Raw genomic sequence first — 13,525 nt, 5'->3', positions numbered from 1 at the left:
CTACTTCATCCGCTCGAACCTCGCGGAATCAGGTCTTGCCGTATTGAGCCAGATGGCGCGTATCCTGCCCTTGCCGTCCACGTCGAAACGGCCGGGGTAGCCACCTGCGTCAAAGCAGTCAACACCCGTGAGTGCAATGGGAAGAGGGAGCACGCCGATGCGCGCGTTGAGCGAATCCCCCTCCAGCGTCACCACCAGGGTTCCCCAATCGTCGTTGTAGAACTTCCCGGCGTAGTCGCCCGGTGCAAGGCTCAAGGAGCCGCGCGCGGCCGGTGATTCCTGGGTGCGTGCCTTGCGCTCGGCGATCTTCAGCAATTGCGGCAGCGCATCCGCGCCGGATCGATAGAGCACCGCGTCGTAGGCCTCCGCCGCCACCAGTTCCGCGAGAAACACCGAAATACCCGATCCGTTGGCGAGCACGGCGACCGCGAGGTCGCGGCCGGGCATGAAGGAAAGAAACGCGCCGCACCCCGGGAAATTGCCGTTGTGGCAGTACAGCGTGTCCGCGTTCATGGTCCGGATGTCCCAGCCGGCACCCCACGCCAGACGCTGCTCGGCCCTGACCAGCGGGTGTGGTTCGGCCGCATCCAGCGCCAACAGTTCCCGGGTGGTGCCAATTGCCGCGGCGGGGAACACGCGCTTCCCGTCCAGCATGCCGTTGCCCAGCAGCATGCGCAGCCAGCGGGCGAGGTCGGCGCTGGTGGTGATGATGCCGCCGGCCGCGTGCATGGTGGCATCGGCCTTGAGCGGCTCCGCGGTGACGTAGTGACCGGCGTCGTACTCGTACGGCCGCGCGATGTTGTCGCCGGCCCAGAATTCCGACGCGGAGCACGTGGTCCGGGTCATGCCCACGGGGAGAAAGACGCGCTCGGTGATGACTTCCTTCCAGGATTGACCCGTGACTGCCTCGATCACCCGGCCGACGAGCGTGTAGTGGAGGTTGGAGTAGGTGAAGCGGCGCCTGGGCTCGGTGTTGCCGAGCAGGCGGTAGTAGCGGTCCTCGGTCATCTCGCCCGTGTAAGCGTCGCCCAGCGTAATGGTGCTGTTGACGATGCCCGGCCGGTGACACAACAGGTCACGCACCGTCACCGAGTCCGCGTAGCCCGCGTCCGCCAGGGTGAAGCGGGGCAGGTAGCGCCGCACCGGCGCGTCGAGGTCGAGCGTTCCCTCCGTGGCCAGCAACGCCGCCACGCACGCCACGAACGGCTTGGTGCAGGACGCGATGTAGATGCGCGTGTCGGGGGTGAGGTTGAGTCCGTTCTCGACGTCGCGCAAGCCCAGCAGGTCGTTGCGCACGGTCCCGGCGTGGTTCACCACGATGACGCTCATGCCCGGCACGTGCAGATCGACCATGGCCTGCGACCAGCGGGCCGACAGCGAATCGGCGGCCGTTGCGGCTGCCAACGGCGGGCGGGGGGACACGCATGGTGCCGCGGCCAGCGCGAGAATCCCGAGCACGCGGGCGATGATGGCGACGTTGGGCAGATTTCGGCGGCTCATTGGCATCCTCTCGAGGGTATTCCCTGTCGGCCGTGGCTCCCATCGGATCCCCGGCAGGGGTGATTTCGTCCGTCCGGCAAGTCTCAGGGGCTTGGACCGGCAAAGCCGCGCGGGCGTTTCAGGAAAGTGTGCTAGAATCGGCCGCCTGCCATGATTTCAATCGAGTGTCGCGATGTTTGGAAGAGCTTCGGCCACAAGCGTGTCCTGCGCGGGGTCGATCTCACCATTGCTCCCGGCGAAACCCTGGTCATCATGGGCCAGAGCGGCAGTGGCAAGAGCGTCCTCCTGAAGCATTTCGTGGGGCTGCTGGCGCCGGACCGGGGCACCATACTGGTGGACGGCCAGGACGTGGTCCGACTGCCCCGAAAGAAGCTGTTCGAGCTTCGCATGCGCTTTGGTATGGTGTTCCAGGGCGCGGCGTTGTTCGACTCGGACACGGTTCTCAGGAACGTCGGGCTGGCGCTGCGCGAACACACGGATATGACCGGCGCCGAGATTCGCGCCATCGTGAACGAGAAGCTTCGCATGGTGGGCCTGGAGGGTGTGGGTGACAAGTACCCGGCGGAGTTGTCAGGCGGCATGAAGAAGCGCGTGGGTTTTGCGCGGGCCATCGCCATGAATCCGGAATGCGTGCTGTATGACGAACCCACCACCGGCCTCGATCCCATCATGGCGGACGTGATCAACACGCTCATCAACAAGCTTGCGGACGAACTCAAGATCACCTCGGTGGTGGTGACGCACGACCTCGCCAGCGCCTACAAAGTGGCGGACCGCATTGCCATGCTGCACGAGGGCAAGATCATCTTTCACGGCACGCCGCACGAAATACGACACACCGACAACCCGGCGGTGCGCCAGTTCATCGAAGGCCGCGCGCACGGACCCATCATCGTGGGGAGCAGCGAGTGACGAGCCGCGGTCTGGAAGTGCGCGTGGGCGCGGTGGTGGTGGTCGCCACGGTGATTGCCATCATTGGAACCATGTGGTTCCAGAAGTTCCAGCTCATGGAGAAGCGCTATTCGTTCTACGTCGTGTTCAACGAAGTGGGCGGACTGGTGACGGGTGACGCCATCTTCATCAACGGTGTGGATCGCGGCCGCGTGAGCGCAATTCAGCTTGAACCGGACCGGGTGATGGTGGAGATGGCGGTGCGCGAGGGGGTTCTCATTCCGCGCGATTCGCAGGTCTCCCTCAAGGCGGTTGGCATCATGGGCGAACGCCTGGTGGCCATCCGTCAGGGCGTCTCCACCACCTACGTCGAGCCGGGCGACACGCTGAACGGCGAGTTCTTGATGGGCCTCAGCGAGGTGATGGGCTCGGCCGGGTCGATCCTCGGTGACGTGGAGATCACGGTGCGCGAGCTGCGCGAGGTTACGCAGACATTGAGCGGTGACGGCCGGCTCCAGGAGGGCGTGGGCGACTTCGCCGCCACCGGGAAGAACCTGCGCCAGATGACGGAGAAGAACCGCAAGCGTCTGGATAACGCGGTCATGCGCTTTGAGCGCTCCGCCACCATGCTGGACAGCCTGGTGTCCGGCCACTTTGCAGAAATCGATTCGTCGCTCGCATCCATCGCGCGCGCGGGCGGCAGCGCCGAGATCGCGGCCGACAACCTGGCCGACATGTCGAAGGACCTCAAGGAGATCGCCGCGAGGCTGCGCGCGGGCGAAGGGACCGCGGGGCGGCTGCTCAACGACGACGAGCTGATCAACCGGTTGGAGTCGACGGTGGCGGAGATGGATTCGCTCATGGAAGATATCCGCAGGAATCCCGGCCGCTACGTCAAGTTCAGCCTGTTCTAGGGGGCGCGGATGCACGTGGTCGCGCTTATCATGGCCGGCGGCGCCGGGGAGCGCTTCGGGACGAAGACGCCCAAGCAACTCACGGTGCTGGCCGGGCGGCCCATGCTGGCGTGGTCGGCGGGCGTGTTTGCGCGCTCCACCCGGGTGAGCTGGATCGTGCTGGTGGGTCCGGCGGCGCAAGAGCGGGCGCTGCGCGCGGTGCTCACCGCGGATGCAGACGCCAAGCTGCACGCGTTCGCGGCCGGCGGCCCAACCCGGCAGCAGTCGGTGAGCAATGGACTGGCGGCGGTGCCGGACGGAACCACGCACGTGCTCATTCACGATGCCGCGCGGCCCTGCGTATCGGAGACATTATGCGAGCGCGTCATCGACGCTCTGGCGGTGAGCGATGCGGTGGTGCCGGTGGTGCCGGCCACCGACACGCTGGTTCAGGTGCGCGACTCACGCGTGGAGATCATGGTGGATCGCGCGGCCATTGCCGGCGTGCAGACGCCGCAGGGATTCCGTCACGACCTGGTCATGAAGGCGCACCGCGAGGCGAAGGCGCGCGGCTTCGAATCGAGCGATGACGGTTCCCTGGTGCTTGCGATGGGGGCGCCGGTAGTCACGGTGCCGGGTGAGCGCAGCAATCTGAAGGTCACGTATAAGGAAGACATCGGGATTGCCGAGGCAATCCTGCAAGGGAGAAGCATTTCATGACAAGAATGGGAATCGGGTTCGACATCCACGCGGTGGCCAGTGGAAGGCCGCTCATGCTGGGGTGTGTGCACATCGAGGACGCGCCGCTCGGACTTGCCGGCCACTCCGATGCCGACGCCGTGAGTCACGCGGTGTGTGACGCGTTGCTGGGCGCCGCCGCGCTGGGCGATATCGGCGAACACTTCCCGGACAGCGACGAGCAGTGGAAGGACGCGCCGGGCAGCACGTTCCTCGCCCATGTGGCGCAAATGGTGCGCGGACTCGGTTATGAGATCGTCAACATCGACTGCACCGTTCTCGCGGACATCGTCCATCTCGGCGACCGCAAGCGCGATATGGCCGCGGAGATGGCGCGCCACCTGGGTGTGTCCGCCGGCCAGGTGAACGTCAAGGCCACCACCTTCGAGGGCAAGGGAGCCATCGGCCGCGGCGAAGCCATCGCGTGCGAGGCCATCGCCGTGCTGGAGCGGGCCGGGTCGGATCGCATGGGTGAGTGGCAGGAGTCGGTCATTTAGTTTCATCGGGAAGGAAATCATGGCCAAGATCAAGAACGTCCGCGTGCGCTTTGCGCCCAGCCCCACCGGATACCTGCACGTGGGTGGTGCGCGCACGGCAATATTCAATCACCTGTTCGCGCGCCATCACGGCGGCACCTTCATTCTGCGCATCGAGGACACCGACTCCGAGCGCAGCACGGTGGAAAGCGAGCAGGCGGTCATGGAGGACATGCGCTGGCTGGGCATCGACTGGGACGAGGGCCCGGACGTTGGCGGCCCGCACGGCCCTTATCGCCAGTCCGAGCGCCACGCCATCTACAAGGAAGTGGCGGACGAACTGCGCAAGAAGGGCGTCGCGTACTCGTGCTTCTGTACTGAGGAGGAACTCGAGCTCAAGCGGGAGGAAGCCATCGCCGAGAGCCGCGCGCCGCAGTACGACGGCACCTGCCGTGACCTCGCGCCGCAGGAGATCGAGAAGAAGCGCGCGGCCGGACTCCCGGAGGCGGTTCGCTTTCGCGTGGGTGACGGCGTGGTGCGCTTCCACGACGAGGTGCGCGGCGACATGGAGCTGTCGCACGAAATGGTGGGCGACTGGGTGATCCTGCGTTCCAATGGACTGCCCACGTACAACTTCGCCGCCGCGGTGGACGACCTGCGCATGGAGATCTCGCACGTGATTCGCGGCGAGGAACACCTGCCCAACACGCTGCGTCAAATCATGATTTACGATGCAATGGGTGCAAAGCATCCCGCCTTCGTGCACGTCCCGCTCATCCTGGCCGAGGACCGTTCCAAGCTCTCCAAGCGCCACGGCGCCAGTTCGGTGGGCGACCTGCGCGACAGCGGCTACCTGCCCGACGCCGCGTTCAACTACCTGCTGCTGCTGGGATGGTCGCACCCGGCGGCCAGGGAAATCATGTCGCGCGAGGAAATGGTGAAGTCGTTCGCCATCGAACGCGTGGGAAAAGCGGCGGCCATCTTCGACCGGCAGAAACTGCAGTGGATGAACGGGCAGTACATCCGCAAGCTCCCGCTGGACACGCTGGTGACGCTGGTTGACCGCTACTGGCCCGACGACCTGCGCGAACGCTACGACGACGCCACCCGGCGCGAGATCGTGGCCATCCTGCAGGACAGCCTGGAGACCCTGGCCGATCTGCCCCACCGCGCGCGCATCTTCGAAGCGGCGGTGGAGCTGGACCAGGAGACGCGCGAGCTGGTGGCGACGCAGAACGCGCAGCGCGTGCTCGCGGGCATGACGCAACGCCTGCGGGACTTCTCCGGTGACTTCACGCCCGAAGCGTTCAAGGAGATGATCCTCGCGACGGGCGGGGATACGGGACTCAAGGGCAAGGAACTCTACTTTCCCATTCGCGGTGCGATGACGGGGTCGGTGCACGGCCCGGATCTCACCCGCGTGGCGGCGGTGAAGGGCAGAGACACGGTGTTGCGCTCGCTGGAGGAGGCAAAGCAATGAAGTCAGTGATCGGAATCGCGGCACTCGCACTGGCGGTGGCAACGGCCGCTGTTGCTCATGACACCTGGATCAACACCAGGGATGTTTCGCGCTCCACGGTGACATTCGAGATATCGAGCGGGATGGACTTCCCCGAACTCGACGCCGCTCCGTCGGTGGATCGAATCCGGGCATCGGGCTGGCGCCTCGGCAGCAAGAGCGGACGCTTCGATAACTTCGGCGAAAAAATGTCGTCGCTCGAGATGTCGGTGGACTTCGAGGGGCAGGGCACCGCGGTGGCGTGGGTGGCCTTCAAGCCCAAGGAAATCGACCTGGAGCCGGACGAGGTCGACGAGTACCTGGACGAGATCGGTGCGCCGGAACGGTTGCGGCGGACGTGGGAGTCCATGGGGGCAGACGCCACGTGGCACGAGACCTACACCAAGTACGCCAAGACCTTCGTGGCGGTTGGCGATGGCGGGGAAGACCCGTCCTGCATTCCGCCGCTGGGAACCGCGGTGGAACTGGTGCCGGTGCGCGACCCCACCACCATTGCCGAGGGCGACTCGATCGTGATTCGCGTGCTGAGAAACGGCTACGAGTCCGAGGGGCAGGCGGTGGTTGCATTGTGCGGTGACAGCGGAGAGCGCACCATCAAGTACGCCAACAGGTCGGGGCACGTGTCGTTCATGATTGACGCCGGCGGACCGTGGCTGTTCAGCGCCACCGAACTGCGGCTGCAGACCGACGGAACCTGGACCAGCGACTTCACCACCATGTCCGTCACAATCGGAGGACAATGATGCGCGCTCTGCTGGCAGCGTTGCTGCTGACGTGTATTCTCCCCGCTGTCGCCGCGGCGCAACCCGGCGAAGCACCCGCGGAGACGCGCGAAGCCATGGCGCGGCTGTCGTTTCTGGTGGGCTCGTGGGCCGGTGACGCCTGGATGCAGACCGGCCCCGGACCGCGCGCCGACATCACGCAGACCGAGGCCGTCACGGCGCACCTCGACGGGCTGGTGCTGGTGGTCGCGGGCGAGGGGCGGCTCAAGAGCAATCCGGAAACCATCGTCCACCAGGCGTTCGCCACCATCGCCTGGGACGCGAACGCGAAGCACTACCGCGTGCAGGCGGTTCGCAAGGACGGCAACTCGGTGGATGCGGTGGGAGAATTCACAGAGGATGGCACCTTCCAGTGGGGTTTCGACATGCGGGGCGGAAAAGTCCGCTACACGATCCAGCACACCGACGATGACGGCTGGCTCGAGACCGGAGAATTCTCCGCCAACGGGACCGACTGGCAACAGTTCCTCGAGATGCGGCTCACGCGCGTGAAGTAAGAAGGGCGCCGCGTTCATGCCGGATTCGCCTGGTTTTGCGCTGTTCCTGCTGACCTCCCTGGTGCTGCTGGTGGTGCCGGGCCCCGCGGTGCTCTACATCGTGGCGCGCAGCATCGACGAGGGATGGACGAGCGGTGTGGTCTCGGCGCTCGGTATCGCGCTGGGCAGCGTGGGACTCGTCGTTGCGGCCGCCTTCGGTATCTCGGCGCTGATCGAAGCGTCACCGATTGCCTTCGACATCGTCCGCTACCTGGGCGCCGCCTATCTCATCTATCTCGGTGTGCGCACGTGGCGCGCGCGCGACAGCGGCGGCATGTCGGTGGTGCGACCCACCGCCACCCACGGGCGTGCCTTCCGCGAAGGCATCGTCGTCAACTTCCTCAATCCCAAGACGGCCGTCTTCTTCATCGCGTTCCTGCCCCAGTTCGTGGACCCGGCCGGGAGTGTTCGCACCCAGTTCGTAACCCTGGGACTCATCTTCGTCGCCATGGGGGTGGTCACCGACACCGCCTATGCGCTCCTCGCCAGCGCGGCGGCCGCCCGGCTGCACGCCAGCACCCGCTTTCCGCGCGTACGCCGCATCGCGGTGGCCATCGTTTACGTTGGACTCGGCGTCCTGGCCGCCCTCGCGCACCCGGTGTAACCGGCGCCGGTTACGTGGTAAAATAGAGCAAATCCGCATCGGGCCGCCAACTCTCTGCCCGCTCGACTGTACTGCCATCGGGACTTGGTCCGCCTGGTCCTCCCGGCCACGCGAACGCCCTGGTTCCAAGGAGAGATACACCATGTCGACCCCACGCAACGCGTTTCAATTGGCACGTGACCATGCAGCCATGATCCTCCTGATCGCCGTGAGCCTGGGTCCCGCGGCCGCGCTGGCGCAGTCGCCGGGAGCGCCGCAAGCAGACCGCGCGGCGCTGCTCGACCTGTCGGGCCGCCTGGCGCAGCGCCTCCAGCAGCAGCGCCCGCAGCTCTACGACGACCTGCTCGCGTCCACAGACCCGGCGCAGGTGGCGCTGAATGAGGATCGCAACATTCGCCTCATGAAGATTTCGGCGACCGGTGTTCCGCAGTACTACACCATTCATAACATCGTCTCCGCCGCAACCATCTCCACCGACCAGATCTGGCCCGGAAGCGGATTCGCGCTGCCGCAAAGTGGCGCGGGGACGGACCCGGGTGAGCTGGCGATCTGGGATGCGGAAATGGTGTACACAGGCCACCTGGAGTTCTACCCGTCCCGCGTGACGCTGCAGGACACCGGCTTTTCGCACTATCACTCGACGCACGTTGCCGGCACCATGATCGCGGAGGGGGAGGCACCCTACGCGAAGGGAATGTCTTATGAAGCGCCGCTCGACAGCTACAACTGGGATGACGACGAGGCGGAGATGGCACTGGCCGCCGCCGCGGGGCTGCAGATATCCAATCACTCCTACGGATGGCTGCGTGGCTGGACGGTGAACCAGTATGGACAGTGGTACTGGTACGGCGACACGACGGTGAATAGCGACGAAGACTACCTGTTCGGTTTCTACGACGAGTCTTCGCAAGCGTGGGATCAGATTGCGCACGATGCGCCGCACTATCTCATCGTCAAGTCGTCGGGGAACGACCGCAACGACAACGGCCCGGGCCTGTTCGGGGAACATCGTCACTACGTCCCGGGCACGACGAACTGGGTGTTGGCGACCGACTATCACCAGGAGGACGGCTACTCGTCGGGCTACGACAACATCGACCAGAAGGGTGTTCCGAAGAACATCCTCACTGTGGGTGCGGTGGAGGGCATTCCGGGGGGCTACTCGCTTCCCGCGGACGTCGTGATCGCTGACTTTTCCTCGTGGGGTCCCACCGACGACGGTCGCATCAAGCCCGACCTCGTGGCCGACGGCATTGATGTGGTATCGACGTTTCCCGGCAACTCCGCCTACGACACGCTTTCGGGCACCTCCATGGCCACGCCTGCCGTCTCGGGCTCGCTCAACCTGATTGCGCGCCTCTTCGAAGCGCAGCATGGCAAGCAGCCGCTCTCGTCCACGCTCAAAGCGCTCGCGATCGCTGGAACCGACGAGGCCGGACCGTACGACGGCCCGGACTACGTGCACGGCTGGGGAATAATGAACACGCTGCGTTCGGCGGAGATTGCGAACGCAAGCGAGTTCGCCGACAAGGGAGTGGGAGAGACGACCCTGTCCAACTACGACGTCCATTCGTACTACTTCACCGTTCCCACGCCCGGCGACGTGCGGGTCACTATTGCCTGGACCGACCCCCCCGGCACACCGCCCTCGCCATCGCTCGACCCCGCCACGCCGATGCTGGTCAACGATCTTGACCTGCGCGTGCAGCGCGTCGGGTCCACCCAGTACCTGCCCTGGAAACTCAACCGGCTGCTCCCCGCGTTTGCGGCCACGAAGGCCGACAACACGGTGGACAACGTCGAACAGGTGGACATTGCCAACGCGCCCGCCGGCACCTACGTCGTGCGCGTCAGCCACAAGGGCACGCTGGCCGCGCCACAGCTGTACTCGCTGGTGTGGCAGGGCCTGCAGCCCACGCAGCCCGAGGCCATTGGTCTCATCACCGACGGCGCGGACATCGAGCTGCGCCCGCTCGACACGGCCATCCGGGAGTCCAGCTCGGAGGGCAACCAGGAACGCGGCGCGTTCGTCGCAATGGTTCGTGATTTCAATATCCAGTCGGTGGGGATCAAGCTCGCCCTCACCTGCCCGACGGACATCACCGCCAGCGTGTATGAGGCGGACGGAATGACTCGTGGCGCTCTGGTGACCAGTTCCACAATCAGCAACGCATACCACCCGGGCGAGGTCTTCTACTACGTGCCGCTGCCGGTTGCGCTGAATGAGTGCGAGGACTACGAGATCGTCTTTCAGTTCGGCAACGTCCGGCACTGGTGGTCCTGGCTCGATTCGCAGATCACGCTACCGTTTCAGCGCGCGGGTGTTATCAATGTGATCGGTGGTTCGAGTGCGGGCGGAACCGCGAGCGCCTCTTTGCCACACATCGATGTGGTGGGATCGGCCCCCGCCCCGGGGGCGACCGCGGACCTCACCCCGCCGGCCACGGCTTGGAGCACGTGTGGAGACTCGAGCACCAAACGCGGCGTCTACGTGAAGGCGGAGAAGACCATCTTCGTTCACTCCGTTACCTGGCGCGCGAGCTACCCCGCGTTCTCCAATGTGGAGTTGCGCGCCAACATCTACGATGCCATCGGAACCACACGGGTGAGCCTCATCGCTACCGGTGTGTCGCACCCCGGCATCCTCTCGTCTGCAATGCAGGACTTCGAGATTCCGGTGAGCACGATACTGCGCGAAGGCCGCAACTATGACATCGAACTGGTCTTCACCGCCGGGACGTGGGAATGCAAGAGTGAGGGCCTGTTCTCACTGCCCTTCACCGTGGGCGCAATCCGCACGCTGGACGGCGAGTCGAACGGCAACGCCAGCAACAGCATTATGCCGCACATCAAGGTGGCGTGGAGCGATGGGCCTGGCGGAACGGTTGTCGATCTGGAAAAACCGTCCGATCCCAGTGTGTATGCGACGTCGCAGCCGGGCTACGATCGCGGTGCGTACGTGACCGCGCAGGTGGACAAGCAACTGTTCTCGCTGGGTTGGCTGGCGGACATCCCGGAGGGTGAGACAATCGGCGCGCGCGTGTTCGAGGCGACCGGCACCACACGTGGTGCATTGATTGCCGCGGGGAGTATCACCTCGGCGAATCCCGGTGAGCGCTGGCATGACATCCCCGTGAGTGCATCGCTCCTGGCCGGCCAGGACTACGATCTTGAAATCGAGATCAACGGCGTCAACTCGTACAAGTACTGGCTTGAGTACACCGGGATGCCGTTCACCGCGGGTGGCATCCAGGTCCGCGACGGTGAAACCGGGGGAGACGCCTCCAATCTGGCGCTGGTCCACCTGCGCGTCAACACCTGTGGTTTGACACCGACGGGTGTGGGCGACGGCCCCACCATTGCACCACCGTTCGCGCTGCGAGAGCCGTACCCCAATCCGGTCTCGGGCATGGCGCGGATCGGTTACTCCCTCGACCGCGACGAAACCGTGTCGGTTGCGCTGTATGATGTGCGCGGGCGCAGGGTGGCAACCCTGCTCGACAGCGCCCGCCGGCCTGCCGGAACGTGGCAACTCGACCTGCCCACGCGGGGACTCCCGGCTGGCGTGTACTTTGTGAAGCTGTCGTCGGCCTCGCGCAGCGTATCCCGCAAGATCGTCGTTGTTCGTTAAGGCTGTCCATTGCGACGGCCCGAAAGGGCCGTCGCAGGTCCCTCTCCGGACCCCCAACATAGTTCTGGACGCCCCAACGGCCTTTGCCCATTATTGCGCCTGAAATTTGGCACCTGGTCCGCCCGTGGTGGCGGAGCGGTGCCATTGTCACTAACGGGAGCGTGTCAGAGGACGCGCGATGAGGAGAGCACAATGATCAGCAAGTACTCCACGATGCCGCGTATCGTCGTTTGTTCGGCGATCGTGGGAGCCATGGCCTTCGGCCTGTTCGGTTGCGCCAAGAAGGATGCCGACCAGGCGGACGCCACCACCGACGAGATGGTTACCGAGGAAGTCGCCGGCATGCCGGAGTCGATGCCGGCCGCCACGGGTATCTACGTGGCCGAGATCGGCGAGGGCGACGCCATGCAGCGGGTCACCGTCGTGCTAAACGACGACTACACCGCCGTCGTGACCGTCGAGTACATGAACGAGCAGCCCGCAATGACCCAGAACGGAAACTGGGCGATGGGCGAGATGGATGGCGCCGTCAACTTCATGTACGGCAGCGGTGAGAACACCATGACCATGCCCATGATGGTTGTCGAAGAGAATCTGCACATGGCCGGCGACATGGCCAGTGCGATGGGTGTCGAAGAAATCGTCCTGATGAAGCAGGTCCCCGACGCGTCCGCGGAAGAGTCCCACGAGGGCCACAACCACTAGTCCGGGTTGGCTCGTTTGGTAGTTGGGCCCGTCGGCACCCGATGATTATCCGGTGGCGGCGGGCCCGCTTTCTTTGTCAGGAGGGTCGCGATGATCGGATGGTGCAAGACGGGAGTCCGGGGGTTCGCCGGTGCGGTACTGGTGGCGATGGTTGCGTCGTGCGGTGGCGGTGGTGGGGGCGGCGGCGCCGCTCCAACGGATGGCTGGAAGCTGGTTCTCGCGTATGCGGGCGGTTCGGTGGTGGTACCGCTGGAGGTCATGAACGTCTGGCTGGTGGAGGACGAGTTCACGCCCGAACGATTCAACATCACCGGGGAGGGAGTGGCGCTGGGCGGGAGTTTCCCTGCCGGGCTCCGCGTGGGCTACCAGGAAAACTGGAACGCGCTGCTTGGAAAAACCCTGGTCGTGACCGCGGAGAGCGGCGACCCCAACGAGCCCGGAGACGCGTTCATCGAACTGGCGCCGGGAGAGCGATCGCGCGTGTCCGGTGGGACGATCACCTTCGAGAAGCTGTCGGGAAATACGAGGGGTGGCAACGGCGACATGACCCTCACCGGCCGCGTGATGCTGGTGGTGAGCACCTCCACCGGGATCCAGAATTTGATGGGAACCATCTCCGTGCATTGTGTAACGTGGGGGTAGCATGACCGGGCGCACGCACACCATCCTCCTGCTCGCCGGCGGTGACTCCGCCGAGCGCGACGTGTCGCTCGCCAGCGGCCGCGGGATTGCGCGCGCGTTGCGCGAGAACGGCCACCGCGTGCTGGTCGTGGACCCCGCACGCCCCGACGTGGCCCCCACCGAGTACGACGACGCCGTTTTTGGAGACGCAAAGATCGGCGCCGAGCCGCCGCGTATCGATCCCGACGTGTTCCGCGCGCGCGCCGAGTTCGTGAAGCTGCTGGCGCGGGTGCAGTCGTTCAAGGTGGACGTGGTGTTCAACGGGCTGCACGGCGGTGCGGGCGAAGACGGCACCGTGCAGGCGGTGATGGAGTATCTGGGCGTCCCGTTCACGGGAAGCGGTTCGGCGGGCAGCGCGTTCGCCATGGACAAGCAGCGCGCCAAGATCCTCGCCGCGGAGGCGGGCGTGCTGGTGCCGCAGGGTTTGTACTTCCAGCGCTCCGCGTTGCACGCGGGAACGCTCGAACAGCAGGTGCGCGAGAGCGTGGGATTGCCGGCGGTGGTGAAACCCAACGCGCAGGGTTCCAGCGTGGGACTCACCATTGTGAAGGACTTCAAGGATCTCGACG

General features: G+C 65.3%; 13 protein-coding genes. 12 read left to right on the top strand and 1 reads right to left on the bottom strand.

Annotated features, from left to right (window positions below):
* Window positions 1–1,500 (bottom strand): beta-lactamase family protein, encoded by a 1,500-nt coding sequence (locus OEX18_13270; protein MDH4338236.1) that lies wholly within the window; start codon window positions 1,498–1,500, stop codon window positions 1–3.
* A gap of 150 nt (window positions 1,501–1,650) precedes the next feature.
* Here OEX18_13270 and OEX18_13265 point away from each other — a divergent pair, with 150 nt between their 5' ends.
* The 12 genes from OEX18_13265 to OEX18_13210 all read left to right on the top strand — a co-directional run.
* Window positions 1,651–2,412 (top strand): ABC transporter ATP-binding protein, encoded by a 762-nt coding sequence (locus OEX18_13265; GenBank protein ID MDH4338235.1) that lies wholly within the window; start codon window positions 1,651–1,653, stop codon window positions 2,410–2,412.
* Entirely contained in the window at window positions 2,409–3,305 is an 897-nt protein-coding gene (locus OEX18_13260; GenBank protein MDH4338234.1) for an MlaD family protein, read from the top strand. The genes OEX18_13265 and OEX18_13260 overlap by 4 nt, the downstream gene beginning before the upstream one ends.
* 15 nt (window positions 3,306–3,320) lie before the next feature.
* The gene (gene ispD / locus OEX18_13255; protein ID MDH4338233.1) at window positions 3,321–4,004 is read left to right on the top strand and encodes a 2-C-methyl-D-erythritol 4-phosphate cytidylyltransferase; all 684 of its coding nucleotides are present in this window, start codon (window positions 3,321–3,323) and stop codon (window positions 4,002–4,004) included.
* Window positions 4,001–4,519: a 2-C-methyl-D-erythritol 2,4-cyclodiphosphate synthase gene (gene ispF, locus OEX18_13250; protein MDH4338232.1), complete on the top strand. Its 519-nt coding sequence runs from the start codon at window positions 4,001–4,003 to the stop codon at window positions 4,517–4,519. The genes ispD and ispF overlap by 4 nt, the downstream gene beginning before the upstream one ends.
* Window positions 4,520–4,538: 19 nt before the next feature.
* Entirely contained in the window at window positions 4,539–5,978 is a 1,440-nt protein-coding gene (gltX, locus tag OEX18_13245; GenBank protein ID MDH4338231.1) for a glutamate--tRNA ligase, read from the top strand.
* Window positions 5,975–6,760, top strand: a complete 786-nt coding sequence (locus OEX18_13240) for a DUF4198 domain-containing protein (protein MDH4338230.1) — start codon at window positions 5,975–5,977, stop codon at window positions 6,758–6,760. Before gltX ends, OEX18_13240 begins: the two co-directional genes overlap by 4 nt.
* Window positions 6,757–7,296 (top strand): DUF1579 domain-containing protein, encoded by a 540-nt coding sequence (locus OEX18_13235; protein MDH4338229.1) that lies wholly within the window; start codon window positions 6,757–6,759, stop codon window positions 7,294–7,296. The genes OEX18_13240 and OEX18_13235 overlap by 4 nt, the downstream gene beginning before the upstream one ends.
* Window positions 7,297–7,312: 16 nt before the next feature.
* Entirely contained in the window at window positions 7,313–7,939 is a 627-nt protein-coding gene (locus OEX18_13230) for a LysE family translocator (GenBank protein MDH4338228.1), read from the top strand.
* A 142-nt stretch (window positions 7,940–8,081) separates the two neighbouring features.
* On the top strand, window positions 8,082–11,570 hold the full coding sequence (locus tag OEX18_13225) for a S8 family peptidase (GenBank protein ID MDH4338227.1): 3,489 nt from the start codon (window positions 8,082–8,084) through the stop codon (window positions 11,568–11,570).
* Window positions 11,571–11,762: 192 nt separating this feature from the next.
* Complete coding sequence (locus tag OEX18_13220; GenBank protein MDH4338226.1) at window positions 11,763–12,275, top strand: hypothetical protein; 513 nt, start codon at window positions 11,763–11,765, stop codon at window positions 12,273–12,275.
* 90 nt (window positions 12,276–12,365) lie between these two features.
* The gene (locus tag OEX18_13215) at window positions 12,366–12,917 is read left to right on the top strand and encodes a hypothetical protein (GenBank protein MDH4338225.1); all 552 of its coding nucleotides are present in this window, start codon (window positions 12,366–12,368) and stop codon (window positions 12,915–12,917) included.
* A gap of 1 nt (window position 12,918) precedes the next feature.
* Window positions 12,919–13,525: D-alanine--D-alanine ligase (locus tag OEX18_13210; protein ID MDH4338224.1), on the top strand; the 607-nt coding region annotated here is incomplete at its 3' end.

The sequence above is a fragment of the Candidatus Krumholzibacteriia bacterium genome, from assembly GCA_029865265.1.
Lineage (GTDB): Bacteria > Krumholzibacteriota > Krumholzibacteriia > WVZY01 > JAKEHA01 > JAKEHA01.
This window is presented reverse-complemented; position numbering and strand designations above follow the sequence as displayed.

Excerpts from the sequence above, each read along its gene's own strand:
- OEX18_13270 (MDH4338236.1), bottom strand. The coding sequence starts at position 1,500 with ATGAGCCGCCGAAATCTGCCCAACGTCGCCATCATCGCCCGCGTGCTC.
- OEX18_13265 (MDH4338235.1), top strand. The coding sequence starts at position 1,651 with ATGATTTCAATCGAGTGTCGCGATGTTTGGAAGAGCTTCGGCCACAAG.
- ispF (MDH4338232.1), top strand. The coding sequence starts at position 4,001 with ATGACAAGAATGGGAATCGGGTTCGACATCCACGCGGTGGCCAGTGGA.
- gltX (MDH4338231.1), top strand. The coding sequence starts at position 4,539 with ATGGCCAAGATCAAGAACGTCCGCGTGCGCTTTGCGCCCAGCCCCACC.
- OEX18_13240 (MDH4338230.1), top strand. The coding sequence starts at position 5,975 with ATGAAGTCAGTGATCGGAATCGCGGCACTCGCACTGGCGGTGGCAACG.
- OEX18_13235 (MDH4338229.1), top strand. The coding sequence starts at position 6,757 with ATGATGCGCGCTCTGCTGGCAGCGTTGCTGCTGACGTGTATTCTCCCC.
- OEX18_13230 (MDH4338228.1), top strand. The coding sequence starts at position 7,313 with ATGCCGGATTCGCCTGGTTTTGCGCTGTTCCTGCTGACCTCCCTGGTG.
- OEX18_13225 (MDH4338227.1), top strand. The coding sequence starts at position 8,082 with ATGTCGACCCCACGCAACGCGTTTCAATTGGCACGTGACCATGCAGCC.
- OEX18_13220 (MDH4338226.1), top strand. The coding sequence starts at position 11,763 with ATGATCAGCAAGTACTCCACGATGCCGCGTATCGTCGTTTGTTCGGCG.
- OEX18_13215 (MDH4338225.1), top strand. The coding sequence starts at position 12,366 with ATGATCGGATGGTGCAAGACGGGAGTCCGGGGGTTCGCCGGTGCGGTA.